Source organism: Pseudomonas sp. VEM90, assembly GCF_054611535.1.
The window spans coordinates 29,382-46,068 of sequence record NZ_JBTRAR010000007.1 but is presented as its reverse complement, the minus strand read 5'-3'; the positions used below and the strand labels follow the sequence as shown (position 1 = coordinate 46,068).

Genomic DNA, 16,687 nt, shown 5'->3' with positions numbered 1-16,687 from the left:
AGAGGAAGACGGTAATGGCACGGTTTCGGCGGCTGATCGCCAATATCCGGGGACGGGACCTGGCGGTGGGCGATATCCATGGTCACTTCCAGCGCCTGCAACAATGCCTGGATGCGGTAGGGTTCGATCCGGCGGTGGACCGCCTGTTCAGCGTAGGTGACCTGGTCGACCGTGGGCCGCACAGCGAGGCAGCGCTGGAATGGCTGGCCCAGCCTTGGTTCCATGCCGTCCAGGGCAATCATGAGGCCTTGGCAATCACCCGCGTGCGCGGGGGGCGGCTCGACCTGGGCATGTACCGCGCCGCCGGCGGTGGCTGGTTTCTCGACTTGCCGCGGCGCGAGCAACTGCGTTTCGTGGAGCGTTTCGAGCAGCTGCCGATTGCCATGGAAGTGGAGAGTGCTGACGGGCTGGTAGGCCTGCTGCATGCAGACAGCCCGTTTGCCGACTGGGCAGTCTTACGCTCCTGGCTGGAACTGGATGACGACCCTGACGTGCGCCAAGTGTGCCAGTGGTCGCGTCGGCGCCTGAAAGAGGGAGACACCCAACCGGTGCAGGGCCTGCGAGCCCTGCTGGTCGGCCACACCCCGGTGCTGGAGGCCAAGCTGCTGGGCAATGTGTGGCACCTGGACACGGGGGGCTGGTCCAGCGGGCATTTCACCTTGGTCGACATGCGCACCTTGGAGCGGGTCAGCCCTGGGCCAGATGCAGCAACAACGCCCCTGCCAACAACACCAGCATGACCCCCGAGGCCCGCTCCAGCCACGCCAGGCTGCGGGCGAATCGCCGCAGTACCCGCTGGTTGCCGATGGCCACGGCGACCAGCAAGTCCCAGAGCAGGACGATGCTGAACATCCATACGGCGTAGGCCGTTTTCCAGCCGGGGCTGACGCTGGCGACCATGCTGGCCAGGCTGGCATAGAACAGCGCGTTCTTGGGGTTGAGGATGCCGGACAAGAAGCCCATGCCCAAACTGCGCCACCAGCCATGCACCCGCTGGCTCCCGGTGACTGTGCCCAGGCTGGTTTGCCCGGCATGGCGCAGGAACAGCACGCCGATGTACAGCAGGTAGCTGGCGCCGGCCAGTTGCAGGGCGGTGAACAGCAGGCTGCCCTGCTGCAGAACCGAGAGCCCGGTGAAGGCGATGACGATGAACGCACCGTTGGCCAGTGCTATGCCCAGGCAGGCGCCGCTGGCGATGCGCCAGCCGCTGCTGATCGCGTTGCGTGCGACCAGGAAAAAGTCCGGGCCAGGTGAGAGCAGGGCAAGGAAGTGGGCCAGGGCGATGATCATGAATTGTTGCATTGGGGGCTGCTCTACGGAAAAAACCGCAGTCTGCTGCCGGGCCCGTTCTGGCGTATTGAACAATATTGCACCTGCAGCAGCCTTCAGTTTCCGCGGTACTGCCCCGGCGTAACCCCCACATGGGCCTTGAACACCCGCTGGAAATGGCTCTGGTCAGCAAAGCCAAGCTGGTAGGCCACTTCCGCCAGGGCCAGCCCTTCACTCAACAGTTGCCGCCCACGATTGACCCGGGCATTGAGCAGGTAGGCATGCGGCGTGAACCCGGTAGCCGCACGAAACGCGCGGATCAGCTGATAGCGCCCAAGCCCCGCCTCCCGCGCCAACACATCCAGGCTCAATTGGGCAGGGTCCTGGTGTTCGATGCGTGCAAGCAACCCGCTCAAGGTGGCGGCTTCCAGGGCGGGGGCCGCTGCCAGCGGTGGGTGTGCGGAAACGTCCAGGTCCCCCAGAAAGGCAATCAGCGCCGCATCTTTCTCGCCGTTGCAGGCACTGGAAAACAGTAACCTGTTCAGCGCGCAGAACTGCCGATATACCTCAGCCTCCCTGCAGATACGCACCGGTTCGCCAGCTTCGATACCGCCAAGGCCCGACTCCAGGCGTAACTGCGTCAGCCAGTCGGCATCCACATGCAGCATCTGATAGCTCCACGCCAGGCCGGGGGCCGGGTTGCAGGCATGCACGCGGTGGGCCGGGACCAGTACCAGCGTGCCGGGTGCCAAGTGATGCTGCCCGTCGGCAGCCCCGGTGAAATGGCTGCGGCCAGCATCCACCGCACCGATGGAAAACGTCGGGTGGCTGTGGGCCTTGTAGCAGGCCCGGCTGTGGCAGGCGCGCCGGCTTTCGACATGTGCCAGGGCCGGATCGCGCCACAGGGCGGCGTGGGAACGGGGCATTACAGGCTCCTCGGTATTGCCGGCAGGTTAACAGGTACCGTGAACCCGTACAGTTTTTATCGCTGGCTGTTACTTGACCGCAGGGCCCGGAACGCGCCGAAATAGAGGGCTGTTGTCAGAGGAAAACGAGAATGGACCTTTCAAGCCTGCTGCTTTTCATCCCCGCCTGCTTCGCCTTGAACATGGCGCCAGGGCCAAACAACCTGTTGTCACTGCACAACGCCAGCCGTTACGGCCTGCGCACCGCCTGCGTGGCCGGCGGCGGCCGTATCCTTGCCTTCTGCGGCATGATCGCCCTGGCAGCGATGGGCCTGGCAGTGGTGTTGCATACCAGCGAATACCTGTTCCTGGCCATCAAGGTGGTGGGCGCGGCCTACCTGTTCTACATCGCCTGGCAACTGTGGCGCGCACCCGTGAGCGAGACCGTGGTGGCAAGCGATCACCCTGGCGGCACTTGGCGCCTGGCGCGCCAGGAGTTCTGGGTGGCGGCCGGCAACCCCAAGGCCATCCTGATTTTTACCGCCTTCCTGCCGCAGTTCGTCTCGGTCGGTAGCAGCACCCCGGTGAGTGAGCAGTTCCTTTGGCTGGGTGTGTTGTTCCTGCTGCTGGAATGGGCGGCCATTGCCATCTATTCAGGCTTGGGCGCCTATATGCAGCGCTGGTTCAGCCAGCCCGGCCCACGCCGGATGTTCAACCGGGTCAGCGCGTCCTTGCTGGGCTGCGCGGGTCTCGGTCTGCTGGCTGCGCGCCGCTAGAACTGCCAGCGCACGCCCAGGTTCACGCCGCTGGCTTCCTGCTGGCGGCTGTCCAGGTTGGCGGTGTACTGCACGCCGCCATGCAGGCTCAGCGCTTCGTTGACCTGTGCTACCACACCGCTTTCCAGTTGCACTGAGGTATAGCGGTAATCGGTCTTGATCTTGTCAGCGTCATCGAAGGTCAAGGTGTCGCGCCCACCGTCGCCGTGCCACAGGTTGACCTGCGCATAGGGTTGCAACAGGCGCCCGCTGCTTCCTGTGAACGCACCCTCCAGGCGCAGGCCCAGGCGGCCGGTCAGCTCGACCTGGGCGTCATGGCTGATGCGCGAGACGCTGTCGCTGGCGCTGTCCAGCGCGACCTTTTGCGCAATCAGTTGAGCTTGCGGTTCCACGCGCCAGCGCTCGGACAGGGTGATGGGGTAGCCCGATTCCAGTGAAGCTGTCCAGGCGTGGCCGTCGACGTTCAGCGTGTCGCCACGATCGGAGCGGGCGCGGCCATCCAGGTGGGTGTACTGCAACACCGCGTCCAGGTACGTGCCCTGTGGCCCGACCAGCGTCCAGTAGGTGCCCACGCTATCGCCATCGAGCTTCAGGTCGCCCACGCCGCGGTCGTGAACGGCCAGGGCAAACCCTTTGACGTCGGCGTCCAGGCGGCTGTGGCTTACGTAGATACCAACATGCTGGCGGTAACCATTCTCGCCAACCTTGGCATACAGATCCTGGCCCACCTTGAAACCGTACAAGTCGCCATCCAGGCTCGGGCTGACCGTGCCGCTCCATTGCTGGCGCAGCGCGCCACCGTAGGCTTGCCCCCAGCTGGCGGGCAGGGCGCCTTCACCCTGGAGTAACAGATGGTCGCCCTGGCGCTGGTGAAAGGTGCCCAATGCCTGACGGGCGATGATCGCGGCACCCCGTGGCGCTGCGGCATAAACCGGGACCTCGGGGCGGTACAGTGGCAGGCTTTCGCCCTGCACTGGGGCAGGCAGCTCGGCCTGGCCGGGCGCGGGCGCAGCGACGGGCGGGGTGACGGCCGGGGCGATCACCGGCGCCTCGCCCGGTGCCGGCACAGGGGCTGGAGCGGGCGGCGCAACCAGCGTCGAGCGCAGGTACCAGCTGTTTTCACTGCCAGCAGTGACACCCCCTTTGAACAGCCGATAGTCGTAGGCACCGGCCGATAGCCTCTGGGGCTGTACAAAGGCGGTGGCCGTGCTGGTGGCGCCGTCAAGGGCTTCGACCACCTGGATGCCGTTCTGCGCAGTCGCTGCACCTGCGCCGTTGAGGTTGTTGATGAGCACCTGTGTAGAGCCAGCGATCGCGCCGCGGCTGATCACCAGGCGATCGGAAGCAGCGCCATCGCCGGCCAGCACGCTGTTCAGGCGCAGGGCGCCGTTGTTGCCGGTGTAATCGCCCTCGATGCTCAAGCGGCCCATGGCATCATTGCCGGCGGCGAGGTCAAGTGTGCCTGCGTTGCTGATTGCGGCGCGCTGGCCTGGGGCAAACGCAGTGATCACCCCTTGGCGTGAAGTGATGCTGCTGCTGGCGTCGAGGGTGAGGCTGCCCGTGCTGCTGTCACTGTCGCCCAGTACCAGCGTGTCATCCAGTGCCAGCCGGCTGCCGTTGTTCAGCGCCACGCGCTCCCAGTTCACATAGTGGGCACCGCCTGCCGGCTGGCTGGCATCGAACGTCAGGCTGTCGTTACCTCCGCCGCCGTCCAACGTGATACTCAGTACCTCGGGCGTGAGGCCTTTGAGCAGTGCCGTGTCATTACCTGGCCCCGCATCCACGCGCCCGCCAATACGGCCACCGTCCCAGGTGAAGCGGTCGTTGCCAGTGCTCAGCAGCACATCACCACCAACCTGGCCGCCATGCATCAGGACCTGGTCATCGCCACCGCTGACGCTGATATTGCCGCCGATGTTGCCCTCGAAGACTTCGATGTAGTCCTTGTCGAAGGCCGCGATGACGTTCCGGTCGACGCTGCCGCCACGCATGATGAAGGTGTTCTCGTCCAGCCGCATGTTGACGTTGCCGATACGCCCGTTGTCCATTTCGGCATAGTCGCCGCTGTCGAACGTGCCCTTGATCCAGCCGCCGGTCATGTGAAAGGTGTCCAGGCCATCGCCCTGGTTGACGTTGCCTTCGATGACGCCGCCGCTCATGGCGAAGTCATCGATGCCGGCACCCTGGTGGATGTTGCCGCCAACGCTGCCAGAGGCCATGTCGATGCTGTCTCTGCCGGCGCCAAAGGTTACGTCGCCGGTGATGGCGCCGCTACCGGATGCCGGGAATACCAGGCGGTTATCACCGCTGGTGTCCAACAGCGAGGGCGCCGTGCCGCTGTCACAGGTGTAGGTGTCGTTACCCGGGCCGGGTGAGAAGGTGCAAGCCGCGTGTGCGGCGGGCGGGGCCATGGCCAGCAGCGGCAGCGAACCCAGGGTCAGCATCAGGCGTAGACGCATCAGGAAATCCTCCATTCTCCGGGGAGTCCTGCGCACCACACGTCGTGTGCAGGGTTACCGGGGTTGTATAGAGGAGTGCGTCACGACCACAACTGGCAAAAATGTCAGGTGGCAAAAGGCTAGCGCCTTAGTCGCGGTAGAACGTTTGCACCAGGTGGTAGCCGAATTTGCTCTTGATCGGCCCGTGTACTACACGCAAAGGCTTCTTGAAAATCACCTGGTCGATGGCACCGACCATCTGCCCTGGGCGGATTTCGCCCAGGTCACCACCCCGCTTGCCGGATGGGCAAAGAGAGAACTTTTTGGCGAGCACGTCGAAAGCCTCGCCGTTGGCGATGCGCTGCTTGAGCTTTTCAGCTTCGTCAGCGGTCTTGACCAGTATGTGGCGGGCTTGGGCTTTCATGGGCTACCTGTGTATCGGGAAAAAAGGCGGCATTATGCCTGATTGAATCCCGTTGAAGCGATCGCGCCCAAATGGCCGCGATGAATGTCAGCTCTTCAGCTCAGCGCGATCGCGAAACTGCTCCAGCGCCTCCGGGTTGGCCAGGGCATCGGTGTTCTTCACCGGCCGCCCATGCACCACATCGCGAATCGCCAGTTCCACCAGCTTGCCACTGATGGTGCGCGGTATGTCGCTGACCTGGGCGATCACCGCCGGCACATGGCGGGGCGTGGTGTACTGGCGTATCACCTGGCGGATGTGCTGGCGCAAGGCTTCATCCAGCTGCAGGCCTTCTTGCAGGCGCACGAACAGCACCACCCGCACATCCCCGTTCCAGTCCTGGCCGATGGCCACGCTTTCCACAACCTGTTCGACCTTTTCCACCTGGCGGTAGATCTCCGCCGTGCCAATGCGCACACCGCCCGGGTTGAGCACGGCGTCGGAGCGACCGTGGATCACCATGCCCCCGCTGGCACGCTGCTCGGCGTAGTCGCCCTGGGCCCACACCCCCGGAAACTGGCTGAAGTAGGCATCGTGGTAACGGCGGCCTTCCGGGTCGTTCCAGAAACCGAGAGGCATCGAGGGGAAGTTGCGCGTGCACACCAGCTCGCCTTTTTCGTCCACCACGGGCTGACCCTGCTCGTTCCACACCTCCACCGCCATACCCAGGCCCTTGCACTGGATTTCGCCGCGACGCACAGGCAGGGTCGGGTTGCCCAGCACGAAGCAGGAGACGATATCCGTACCGCCCGACATGGACACGAGCCACAGGTCGGCCTTGATCTTGTCGTACACATAGTCATAGCTGTGCGGTGACAGCGGCGAACCGGTGGACATCAGCAGCCGCAGGCTGGTCAGGCAGTGGCTGGTGGCGGGTTCCAGGCCTGCCTGCTCCAGTGCCGCCAGGTACTTGGCGCTGGTACCGAAGGCGTGGATGCCCTCGGCCTCTATCAGGTCCAGAAGGCGCTCGGGGCCCGGGTGGAACGGCGAGCCGTCGTACAGCACCAGCGTGGCACCCACCGCCAGGCCGCTGGCCAGCCAGTTCCACATCATCCAGCCGCAGGTGGTGTAGTAGAACAGCACGTCGTCGGCCTTCAGGTCGTTGTGCAGGCCGTGTTCCTTGAGGTGTTGCAATAGCACACCTCCGGCGCGATGGACAATGCACTTGGGCACCCCGGTGGTGCCACTGGAATAGAGGATGTACAGCGGGTGGTCGAACGGCAGCGGGGTGAAACGGGGCTCGCCGCCGGGCTGGAAGAAGTCATCCCACAGGCTGACGTTGGCTGCCTGGAATTCGTCGGCACGCGTGCCTTTGCGGGTATGGGGCACCACGATCAGTTGCTCCAGGCCAGGCAACTGCGCGCACACCTGGTTGACCTTGGTCACCTGGTCGATGGCCTTGCCCGCATACTGGTAACCGGCGCAGACGATCAGCAGCTTGGGTTCGATCTGGCCGAAGCGGTCGATGATGCCGTGCACGCCGAACTCGGGCGAGGAGGTAGACCAGACCGCGCCAAGGCTGGTGCAGGCGAGCATGGCCACCAGTGTTTGCCAGGTATTGGGCATGATGGCCGCTACCCGGTCGCCCGGGACGATACCTGCGGTCTTGAATGCCGTTTGCAGCCCGGCCACCTGTGCGGCCAGTTCAGCATGGCTGAACACTTCGCGTTGGCCGTCTTCGCGTACGGCGACCACGGCCGGGCGGTCGTCGCGGCGGCGCAGCAGGTGTTCGGCAAAGTTCAGGGTGGCATTGGCGAACCACTGTGCATCGGGCATCTGCGGCCCTTCGCTGAGCACCTGGCTGGGCGGGGTATGCCAATGCACGTGGAAATACTCGGCAAGGGTTTGCCAGAAGGCGCCGCGCTGTTCGATGCTCCAGCCGTGCAGGGCCTGGTAGTCGTCGAGTTGCAGGTTGTAGCGCAGGTTGACCCGGCGGCGGAAGGCATCCATCCGGCTGGCCTCGATCTGCGTTGTGGACGGGCGCCAGAGCACATCGTTCATGCCGAATCTCCTTTACCGGAACAAAGCAGGCTCAGTGCAGGATCAGCCTTGTGTTGCGAAGAAGCTGATCCTGCAGAGAAAGCGGTTCTGCTTACTCTACTTTAGCCTTTTGCACATCCTGCGATGCCGACCACACGCGGTAGCGCACTTCGACATCCTTGGGCGCATACACCACCACCGGCAGCTTACTGTTGTAGCGCAGCAGGAAGCCGTCGCCGACCACCGGCACGAAGGCTTCGGTCTTATTGCCGTCCGGGCAGGCCATCAGTGTGCTGGCCGGGCCGCTGACGTTGTCCAGGCGATAGTAACTGTAGCCCCAGCCTTCCAGGGTGCGTTCTTCAAGGGTGCCGCCCAGGCGCTGGCGATTGCAGTCGACCTGCAGGGTCTTGCCAGCGAGGATTTCCAGTTTATAGGCCGACTCATCGGCCTGGGCCGGCAGGTGGATGACCTGCCGGGTGAAGCCTTTTTCCGCCTCGGGGTAGGGCGCGATGTCCTTCAGGCTGGCGGCCATCGCAGGTGCGACAGTGGCCAGGCTCAAGGCCAGAATCGCGGTCATTGGGGTAGGGCGCATAAGGCCTCCTTGCTGATAAACGAATGCGCGGCCGTCGCCAGGCCCAGGCCGCCCGTCACTGGGCCAACCAGCCACCATCGACGTTCCAGGCGGCGCCGCGAACCTGGCTACCGGCCTCGCTGCACAGAAAGAGTACCAGCTCACCGAGGTGTTCGGGGGTGACGAAAGCCAGCGACGGTTGCTTTTCTGCCAGCAGATCGTGCTGCGCTTGCAGCCGATCGCCACCCTTGGCTGCACGATCGTCGATCTGCTTTTGCACCAGAGGCGTCAGCACCCAGCCCGGGCAGATGGCATTGCAGGTGACATGACTGGTGGCGGTTTCCAGGCCGACCACCTTGGTCAGGCCGATCACACCATGCTTGGCTGCCACGTAGGCTGCCTTGCCAATCGAGCCGACCAGGCCATGCACCGAAGCGATATTGATGATGCGCCCCCAGTTGCGCGTGCGCATGCCCGGCAGCGCCAGGCGCGTGCCATGGAATACGGCCGACAGGTTCAGGGCGATGATCTTGTCCCAGCTTTCTGGCGGGAACTGCTCAACCGGTGCCACATGCTGGATACCGGCGTTGTTGACCAGGATGTCGACGCCGCCGAACTCTCGTTCGGCCAGGTTGAACAAGGCCTCGATCTGGATCACATCCGACAGGTCGGCCGGGTGATGCACAACCTTCACCCCGTGCCGGGCAATTTCCGCCATGGCGGGGCCCGGGTCGCCAAAGCCGTTGAGCACGATGTTGGCGCCAGCCCGGGCCAATACCTGGGCGATGCCCAGGCCAATGCCGCTGGTGGAACCGGTGACGAGTGCAGTTTTGCCTTCAAGGGTCATGCCATGCTCCTTAGACGATGCCAGTGGCGTAGAACGTGGCGATGACCACGAACACCGCCAGGGTCTTGATCAGGGTGATACCAAAAATGTCCTTGTAAGCCTCGCGGTGGGTGAGGCCGGTCACCGCCAGCAAGGTGATCACCGCGCCGTTGTGTGGCAGGGTGTCCATGCCGCCGCTGGCCATGGCGGCTACCCGGTGCAGCACTTCCAGCGGGATGTCGGCCGCGTGGGCGGCGGCGATGAACGTGTCGCCCATGGCGGCCAGGGCGATGCTCATGCCGCCCGAGGCGGAGCCGGTGATGCCGGCCAGCAAGGTCACGGTGATGGCTTCGTTCACCAATGGGTTGGGGATGCCGCGCAAGGCATCGGCCAGCACCAGAAAACCCGGTAGCGAGGCGATTACCGCGCCAAAGCCGTATTCCGAGGCGGTGTTCATGGCTGCCAGCAAGGCACCGCCCACCGCGCTTTTGGTGCCCTCGGCCAAGCGTGTACGAATGGCGCCAAAGGCGCACACCAGGACCATCAGGATGCCCACCAGCAACGCCGCCTGCACAGCCCAGATGGCCGTCAGCTTGGCCACGTCGCTTTGTACCGGTGCACTCATGCCTGGCAGTTGCAGGCTGTGACTGGGGCCGTACCAATGCGGTATCCAGTGGGTGAACACCAGGTTCATGACCCCCACCAGTATCAGCGGCGACAGCGCCAGCCAAGGGTTGGGCAGGCTCAGGTCGGCAGCGGTTTCCGGTTCGTTGCGCAAGTCGGTGCCATAACCCTCACCGGCGCGCAGGGCCTTGTTGCGCTGGCGCTGCAGGTAGGCCATGCCGGTAAAGAACACGAACAGCGTGCCGATCAGGCCCAGCCATGGTGCGGCCCAGGCGGTGGTGTTGAAGAAGGTGCTGGGGATGATGTTCTGGATCTGTGGGGTGCCGGGCAGGGCGTCCATGGTGAACGAGAATGCGCCCAGGGCGATGGTGGCCGGGATCAGGCGTTTGGGGATGTTGCTCTGACGGAACATTTCGGCGGCGAACGGGTACACCGCGAACACCACCACGAACAGCGAAACACCGCCGTAAGTGAGCAGGGCACAGACCAGTACGATGACCAGCATCGCCTGGCGGGTGCCGAGCAGGCGGATGGCCGCGGCGACGATCGAGCGGGAGAAACCGGACAGCTCGATCAGCTTGCCGAACACCGCGCCCAGCAGGAATACCGGGAAGTACAGTTTGATGAAACCGACCATTTTCTCCATGAACACCCCGGTGAAAGCAGGGGCGACGGCAGAAGGGTCGGTGAGCAGGACAGCGCCGAGGGCGGCGATGGGGGCGAAGAGGATTACGCTGTAACCGCGGTAGGCGGCCAGCATCAGCAAGGCCAGAGCAGCGAGTGCGATGAGCACGGTCATCGGGGTGGGTCTCCTGGGTGAGTCTTGTTTTTATCGTTGAGCAGGAGATAGCGGGAATCGTGCCAACTATGTAACTGGCTGATTTTTAAGGGTTAAAGGGTTTTGTTAGAAGTCTATGTCTACATTTAGAGACGCCATGGGCTGCTTTACAGCCCATCGCTGGCTTGCCTCCGTTAAAGGGCGGAGCTCTGGCGGTAATCTCAAATAAGAAACAAGAGTCTCCAATCAGAGACCAAGTGCCGCCATCTTCTTGTACAGCGTCGACCGCCCCAGCCCTAAGGCTGCCGCTGCCTCTGGTACTTTTCCTCCCTGTTCGGCCAGCGCCCCGGCAATCAGGCCGCGTTCAAAGGCCTCGCACGCCTCGCGGTAGGTCTGCCGTATGGGCGCCTCAGCCAGCGGGCTCAATGGCCCCAGTGCCGCACGCAGGTCCGCAACCCCCAGCCGGGGCTGATCCGCCAGCAAGGTCGTGCGCTCCAGCACATTGCGCAGCTCGCGAATGTTCCCCGGCCAGGCATGCCTGGCCAGCAGTTGCTGCGCTTCAGCTTCCAGCTCGTACTGGCTGCCCAGCTCAGCCAATATGGCCTCGCACAGCGCCGGCAGGTCCTCCAGCCGTTGCCGCAACGGCGGGACATCGATCGGCAGCACATTCAGCCGGTAATACAGGTCGGCGCGGAAGGCCCCGCGGGCCATGGCGGCCTGCAGGTCGATGGAGGTGGCGGCGATGATGCGCACATCGCTGCGCAGCATCTGGTTGGACCCGACCGGCTCGTATTCCTTTTCCTGCAGCACCCGCAGCAGCTTGCTCTGCAGGGCCAGCGGCATGTCGCCGATCTCGTCGAGGAACAGCGTGCCGCCTTCGGCCAGTTGCAGCTTGCCGCTGCGGCCTTTGCGGTCGGCGCCGGTAAAAGCACCCGGCGCAGTGCCGAAGAATTCGGCTTCCAGCAGCGTCTCCGGGATGGCTGCGCTGTTGATGCTGACAAAGGCCTTGTGCGCCCGTGCTGAGGCTGCGTGAATGGCGTGGGCCAGCAGTTCCTTGCCGGTGCCGGTTTCGCCCAGCAGCAACACGGGTGAATCGCTGCCGGCGCCACGCCGGGCGCGTCGCTTGGCTTCCAGGCTGGCCGCGCTGCTGCCTACGAACTGGGCGAAGCTGTACTTGGCCTGGCGGGCGCGCAGTTGCGAGCGGGTCGAGGCCAGTTCCTGCTGCATGCTGGAATAGCGTTTGAGCAGCGGCGACAGGCTGCGCAGTTCGTCGAACAGGGCAAAGCCGATGGCGCCGATCAGCGTGCCCTGGTCGTCGTGGATGGGTAGGCGCATGACCACCAACGGCTCGTTCTGCGTGTCGAGCATGTCCAGCAGGATGGGGCGGCCATTGCTCACCACGTCGCGCATCAGGCTGCCGGGGATCACCGCTTCACACGGCTGGCCGATGGCGCTGGCGGCGTCGGCCAGGCCAAAGCGTCGGGCATAGCGTTCGTTCATCCAGACGATGCGTGCCTGGCGGTCGACGATTACCGTGCCCTCACTGGACTGTTCGATGATCTCGAACAGCGAGCGGATCGCCAGTTGCCGTACCTGGGGGTAGTCCTTGAGGCTGTCGCTTTCGTGCATGGGTGAACATCCTGAATCATGTATTGGCACAAGCCCGCGAAAAGACCGGGCCTGAAAACTTATCGTCGGGGGTCAAACGCCTCACGCAAGGCATCCCCGATAAACACCAGCAGTGACAAGATCACCGCCAGCGCAAAGAACGCGGTAAAGCCCAACCACGGTGCCTCCAGGTGCTGCTTGCCCTGGGTCACCAGCTCGCCCAGCGAGGCGCTGCCCGCTGGCATGCCAAAGCCCAGAAAGTCCAGCGCGGTCAGTGTGGTAATCGCCCCGGTCAGCATGAACGGCACATAGGTCAGCGTGGCATTCATGGCATTGGGCAAGATATGCCGCAGCATGACCTGACTGTCCGGTAACCCCAGCGCCCGCGCGGCCTTTACATACTCCAGGTTGCGCCCGCGCAGGAACTCGGCGCGCACCACGTCGACCAGGGTCAGCCAGGAGAACAGCGCCATGATCCCCAGCAGCCACCAGAAATCCGGTTCGACAAAACCGCTGAGGATGATCAGCAGATACAACACGGGCAACCCCGACCATACCTCCAGCAAACGCTGGCCGAGCAGGTCGACCCAGCCCCCGTGGTAGCCTTGCAGGGCGCCTGCCGCCACGCCGATGAGCACACTGACCACGGTCAGGGCGAAGGCGAACAGCAGCGATACCCGCGTGCCATAAAGCACCCGCGCCAGCACGTCACGGCCCTGGTCGTCGGTGCCCAGCCAGTTGCTGGCGCTGGGCGGGCTGGGGGTGGGCACCTGCAAGTCGTAATTTGGTGTATCGGCACTGAACGGGATAGGTGCGAACAGCATCCAGCCACCCTGTTCAGCAATCAGTTGGCGCACATAGGCGCTGCGGTAGTCGGGCTGAAACGGCAGTTGCCCGCCGAACTGCTGCTCGGTGTAGCGTTTGAGCGCCGGAACGTACAGTTCGCCCTTGTAGCCGAGCAGCAGTGGCTTGTCGTTGGCCACCAGTTCAGCGCCAAGGCTCAGCAGCAGAAGGCCGGCAAACAACCACAGCGACACCCAGCCCAGGCGGTGGCGACGAAAGCGTTGCAGGCGACGGCGTGCTAGGGGCGACAGCATCAATGCGCCCTCGTATCGAAGTCGATGCGCGGGTCGAGCAACGTGTAAGACAGGTCACCGATCAGACGAATCAGCAGGCCCGCCAGGGTGAAGATGAACAGCGTGCCGAACACCACCGGGTAATCCCGCGACACGGCGGCCTCATAGCTCATGCGGCCAAGGCCATCGAGCGAGAAGATCACCTCGATCAGCAACGAACCGGCGAAAAATACCGTGATAAGCGCCTGTGGCAACCCGGCCACCACCAGCAGCATGGCGTTGCGCAAGACATGGCCATACAGCACGCGGCGTTCGCTGAGGCCCTTGGCCCGGGCAGTGACCACGTATTGGCGGGAAACCTCGTCGAGGAAGGCATTCTTGGTCAGCAGCGTGAGGGTGGCGAACCCTCCGATCACCAGGGCGGCGACCGGCAGCACCAGGTGCCAGAAGTAGTCGGCGACCTTGCCCAGCAGGCTGAGCTCGTCGAAATTGTCCGAGACCAGGCCGCGCACCGGGAACCAGTTGAGCGAAGTGCCGCCGGCAAACAGGACGATCAGCAGCAGTGCGAACAGGAACGAAGGCAGGGCGTAACCGATCACGATCAACGCGCTGCTCCAGGCATCGAAGCGGCTGCCGTGGCGCATCGCCTTGCGGATGCCCAGCGGGATCGACACCAGGTAGGTGATCAGCGTGGCCCAGAAGCCCAGTGACAGGGTGACCGGCAACTTGTCGAGAATCAGGTCGGTGACTTTCGCGCCACGGAAAAAGCTGTTGCCAAAGTCCAGCCGGGCATATTGGCCGAGCATCAACCACAAGCGTTCGGGGGCGGATTTGTCAAAGCCGTACTGGCGCTTGATCTCTTCGATCAGTTTCGGGTCCAGGCCGCGTGTGGCGCGGGATTCGCCATGAACCACTTCTGCGCGCGCGCCAGGTGCGCCGCCACCGATGCCCTGCAGGCGCGCCACGGCTTGTTCCACCGGGCCACCCGGCGCGGCCTGGACGATGGCGAAATTGACCAGCAGGATTGCCAGCAGCGTCGGAATGATCAGCAACAGGCGGCGCAGGATATAAGCGGTCATGGCGAGGAATTCCGGCGTTCGGCCATTTGCGCGTTGGTCAGCGGGGTAGGGCTGACCTCCCACCAGGTGTCCAGCCCTTCGTCGTAAGTGGCCTGGACCTTGGGCCGACCGAAGCGGTTCCACCAGACGGTAGAGCTGCCCGGCGGGTAATAGTTGGGGATCCAGTAGTAATTCCATTGCAGCACGCGGTCCAGGGCATGGGCGTGGCGCAGCATGTCGGCCTGGGTGTCGGCGCCGACCAGGCCGTCGATCAGATGGTCTACGGCCGGGTCCTGCAGGACCATCAGGTTGTTCGAGCCAGGGTCGTGAGCGGCCGCCGAGCCAAAGTAGTTGTACAACTCGGTACCGGGCGACAGGGTGACCGGGTAGCCGGTGACGATCATGTCGTAATCGCGCGCCATCAGCCGATTGACGTACTGGGCCGAGTCGACGTTGCGGATGTTCAGGCTCACGCCGATCTGGGCCAGGTTGCGCTTCCACGGCAGCAGCAGGCGTTCAAGGCCCGCCTGGCCATTGAGGAATGTGAACGCCAGCGGCGTGCCCTGGCTATTCACCAGGCGGTCGCCTTCGGGGTGCCAGCCGGCTTGTTCGAGCAGGGCCAGGGCCTGCAACTGCTGTTGACGGATGATCCCCGAGCCGTCGGTGACCGGGGCGGTGAACACCGTGGTGAAAACGTCATCTGGCACTTGGCCGCGCAAAGGGGCGAGCAGCTTCAACTCCCCCGCATCCGGCAGCTGGCGAGCGGCCAGAGGGGTATTGGAGAACACGCTTTGCTGGCGGATGTACAGGTTGCGCATCATCTGCCGGTTGCTCCACTCGTAGTCCCACAACATACCCAGCGCTTGGCGCACACGGCGGTCCTTGAACTGCTGCCGGTCGAGGTTGAACACGAAACCCTGGGCCACCTGCGGTTTGGCCGGGGCCAGGTGGGCGCGTTGCAGGCGGCCGTCGTCCAGTTGCGCACCGTTGTAGCCCAAGGTGTAGGCCGTGGCGGAGAACTCGCGGTTATAGTCGTAGCCTCCGCCTTTGAGTACCTGGCGCGCCACTTCGGTGTCGCCGAAGTACTCGATGCGCAGCTTGTCGAAATTGTAGCGGCCACGGCTGGCCGGCAGGTCACGTGCCCACCATGCAGGGTCGCGTTCAAAGGTGATGCTGCGGCCGTTATCGATGCGCCCGATGCGGTATGGCCCGCTGCCGACCGGCTTGTCGAAGCCGGCACCGTTGGCAAAATCGCGCTGCTGCCAATCGTGCTTGGGCATTACCGGCAGGCTTGCGAGGTCCAGCGCCAGGGTGCGGCCGTGCTCGGGCTTCAAGTCGAATCGCACGCTGTGCAGGCTTTCGACGGTCACGCCGGCCACGTCGGCAAACTGGGTACGGTATTTGAGGCTGCCCTTGCTCATCAGCAGTTCGAAGGTGAAACGAACGTCTTCGGCGCGCACCGGCTTGCCATCGGCGAAGGTGGCGCGCGGGTCGATGTCGAAACGCAGCCAGGCATCCTTGGGGCCGCGCTCCATGCGCCGGGCGATCAGGCCGTAAACGGTATAGGGTTCATCGTACGAGCGTACCGCCAGTGGCGCGTACAGCAGACCATCGACTTCGCTGACACCGATGCCTTTGTCGATGTAGGGGAGGATGTGGTCGAACTGGCCGATCTCGATGGCCGAGCGGCGCAAGATGCCGCCCTTGGGGGCGTCGGGGTTTACATAGTCGAAATGCCGGAAGCTGGCGGCGTAGCGGGGGGCTTCACCGTAGACGGTGAGGGCGTGGGTGGTAGCCGCCTGGACCGTAAAGCCCATGCACGAAAATACAAGCCCCCACAATACTTGTGGGAGCGGGTTCACCCGCGAATGCGTCGGAGCAGGCAACGAGGTTGTCTGGTCTGGCCTCTTCGCGGGTAAACCCGCTCCCACAGGGGGGCTGATCACCGGGAGGGGTGAATCAGTCCTGGCGGCTGGTCACTTCCAGCAGGTGGTAGCCGAACTGGGTCTTCACCGGGCCTTGCACGGTGTTGACCGGGGCGCTGAAGACCACGGTGTCGAATTCCTTGACCATCTGGCCTGGGCCGAACGAGCCCAGGTCACCGCCCTGACGGCTGGACGGGCAGGTGGAGTTGGCTTTGGCGATTTCAGCGAAGTCGGCGCCTGCTTCGATCTGGGCTTTCAGTTCGTTGCACTTGTCTTCGCTGCTGACCAGAATGTGGCGGGCGGTTGCACGGGCCATGGGTACTGCTCCTTGGGGGTAAAAAAGGCAAGCCTAGCGCACTTGTCCGGGGTATGTCTCGCCAGGCTTACAAC

General features: G+C 64.0%; 15 protein-coding genes. 2 read left to right on the top strand and 13 right to left on the bottom strand.

Annotated features, from left to right (window positions below):
* The first annotated feature begins 14 nt into the window (after nucleotides 1-14).
* On the top strand, nucleotides 15-740 hold the full coding sequence (locus ACYCCG_RS09055) for a serine/threonine protein phosphatase (RefSeq protein WP_209966272.1): 726 nt from the start codon (nucleotides 15-17) through the stop codon (nucleotides 738-740).
* On the opposite strand, the gene ACYCCG_RS09050 is transcribed toward ACYCCG_RS09055, so the two are convergent.
* Both ACYCCG_RS09050 and ACYCCG_RS09045 read right to left on the bottom strand, forming a co-directional pair.
* Complete coding sequence (locus ACYCCG_RS09050; RefSeq protein WP_176684562.1) at nucleotides 688-1,302, bottom strand: LysE family translocator; 615 nt, start codon at nucleotides 1,300-1,302, stop codon at nucleotides 688-690. The two genes, ACYCCG_RS09055 and ACYCCG_RS09050, sit on opposite strands and share 53 nt — an antisense overlap.
* A gap of 83 nt (nucleotides 1,303-1,385) precedes the next feature.
* Nucleotides 1,386-2,195: a helix-turn-helix transcriptional regulator gene (locus ACYCCG_RS09045; protein ID WP_339443106.1), complete on the bottom strand. Its 810-nt coding sequence runs from the start codon at nucleotides 2,193-2,195 to the stop codon at nucleotides 1,386-1,388.
* 131 nt (nucleotides 2,196-2,326) lie between these two features.
* Here ACYCCG_RS09045 and ACYCCG_RS09040 point away from each other — a divergent pair, with 131 nt between their 5' ends.
* Entirely contained in the window at nucleotides 2,327-2,950 is a 624-nt protein-coding gene (locus tag ACYCCG_RS09040) for a LysE family translocator (RefSeq protein ID WP_101196066.1), read from the top strand.
* Here the strand turns inward: ACYCCG_RS09040 and ACYCCG_RS09035 are convergent.
* From ACYCCG_RS09035 to ACYCCG_RS08985, 11 genes are all read right to left on the bottom strand, one after another.
* Nucleotides 2,947-5,424 (bottom strand): autotransporter family protein, encoded by a 2,478-nt coding sequence (locus ACYCCG_RS09035; protein WP_459670089.1) that lies wholly within the window; start codon nucleotides 5,422-5,424, stop codon nucleotides 2,947-2,949. The genes ACYCCG_RS09040 and ACYCCG_RS09035 overlap by 4 nt on opposite strands.
* 112 nt (nucleotides 5,425-5,536) lie before the next feature.
* Nucleotides 5,537-5,812 (bottom strand): peptidylprolyl isomerase, encoded by a 276-nt coding sequence (locus ACYCCG_RS09030; protein ID WP_010953969.1) that lies wholly within the window; start codon nucleotides 5,810-5,812, stop codon nucleotides 5,537-5,539.
* A gap of 87 nt (nucleotides 5,813-5,899) precedes the next feature.
* Entirely contained in the window at nucleotides 5,900-7,852 is a 1,953-nt protein-coding gene (locus ACYCCG_RS09025) for an acetoacetate--CoA ligase (protein WP_459670088.1), read from the bottom strand.
* 91 nt (nucleotides 7,853-7,943) lie between these two features.
* Nucleotides 7,944-8,423 carry a serine protease inhibitor ecotin gene (eco, locus tag ACYCCG_RS09020; RefSeq protein WP_209966265.1) on the bottom strand — a complete coding sequence of 160 codons (480 nt, stop codon included), beginning with the start codon at nucleotides 8,421-8,423 and terminating at the stop codon, nucleotides 7,944-7,946.
* Between the two features lie 55 nt (nucleotides 8,424-8,478).
* On the bottom strand, nucleotides 8,479-9,249 hold the full coding sequence (hbdH, locus tag ACYCCG_RS09015) for a 3-hydroxybutyrate dehydrogenase (RefSeq protein WP_209966263.1): 771 nt from the start codon (nucleotides 9,247-9,249) through the stop codon (nucleotides 8,479-8,481).
* A 10-nt stretch (nucleotides 9,250-9,259) separates the two neighbouring features.
* Nucleotides 9,260-10,651 (bottom strand): GntP family permease, encoded by a 1,392-nt coding sequence (locus ACYCCG_RS09010; protein ID WP_176684556.1) that lies wholly within the window; start codon nucleotides 10,649-10,651, stop codon nucleotides 9,260-9,262.
* Nucleotides 10,652-10,876: 225 nt separating this feature from the next.
* On the bottom strand, nucleotides 10,877-12,259 hold the full coding sequence (locus tag ACYCCG_RS09005) for a sigma-54 interaction domain-containing protein (protein WP_459670085.1): 1,383 nt from the start codon (nucleotides 12,257-12,259) through the stop codon (nucleotides 10,877-10,879).
* A 59-nt stretch (nucleotides 12,260-12,318) separates the two neighbouring features.
* On the bottom strand, nucleotides 12,319-13,335 hold the full coding sequence (locus ACYCCG_RS09000) for an ABC transporter permease (RefSeq protein WP_209966259.1): 1,017 nt from the start codon (nucleotides 13,333-13,335) through the stop codon (nucleotides 12,319-12,321).
* Nucleotides 13,335-14,393, bottom strand: a complete 1,059-nt coding sequence (locus ACYCCG_RS08995; RefSeq protein ID WP_064490558.1) for a microcin C ABC transporter permease YejB — start codon at nucleotides 14,391-14,393, stop codon at nucleotides 13,335-13,337. Before ACYCCG_RS08995 ends, ACYCCG_RS09000 begins: the two co-directional genes overlap by 1 nt.
* Nucleotides 14,390-16,189 (bottom strand): extracellular solute-binding protein, encoded by a 1,800-nt coding sequence (locus ACYCCG_RS08990; protein ID WP_339443102.1) that lies wholly within the window; start codon nucleotides 16,187-16,189, stop codon nucleotides 14,390-14,392. The genes ACYCCG_RS08995 and ACYCCG_RS08990 overlap by 4 nt, the downstream gene beginning before the upstream one ends.
* A 142-nt stretch (nucleotides 16,190-16,331) precedes the next feature.
* Complete coding sequence (locus ACYCCG_RS08985) at nucleotides 16,332-16,613, bottom strand: peptidylprolyl isomerase (RefSeq protein ID WP_003248318.1); 282 nt, start codon at nucleotides 16,611-16,613, stop codon at nucleotides 16,332-16,334.
* Nucleotides 16,614-16,687: the final 74 nt, after the last annotated feature.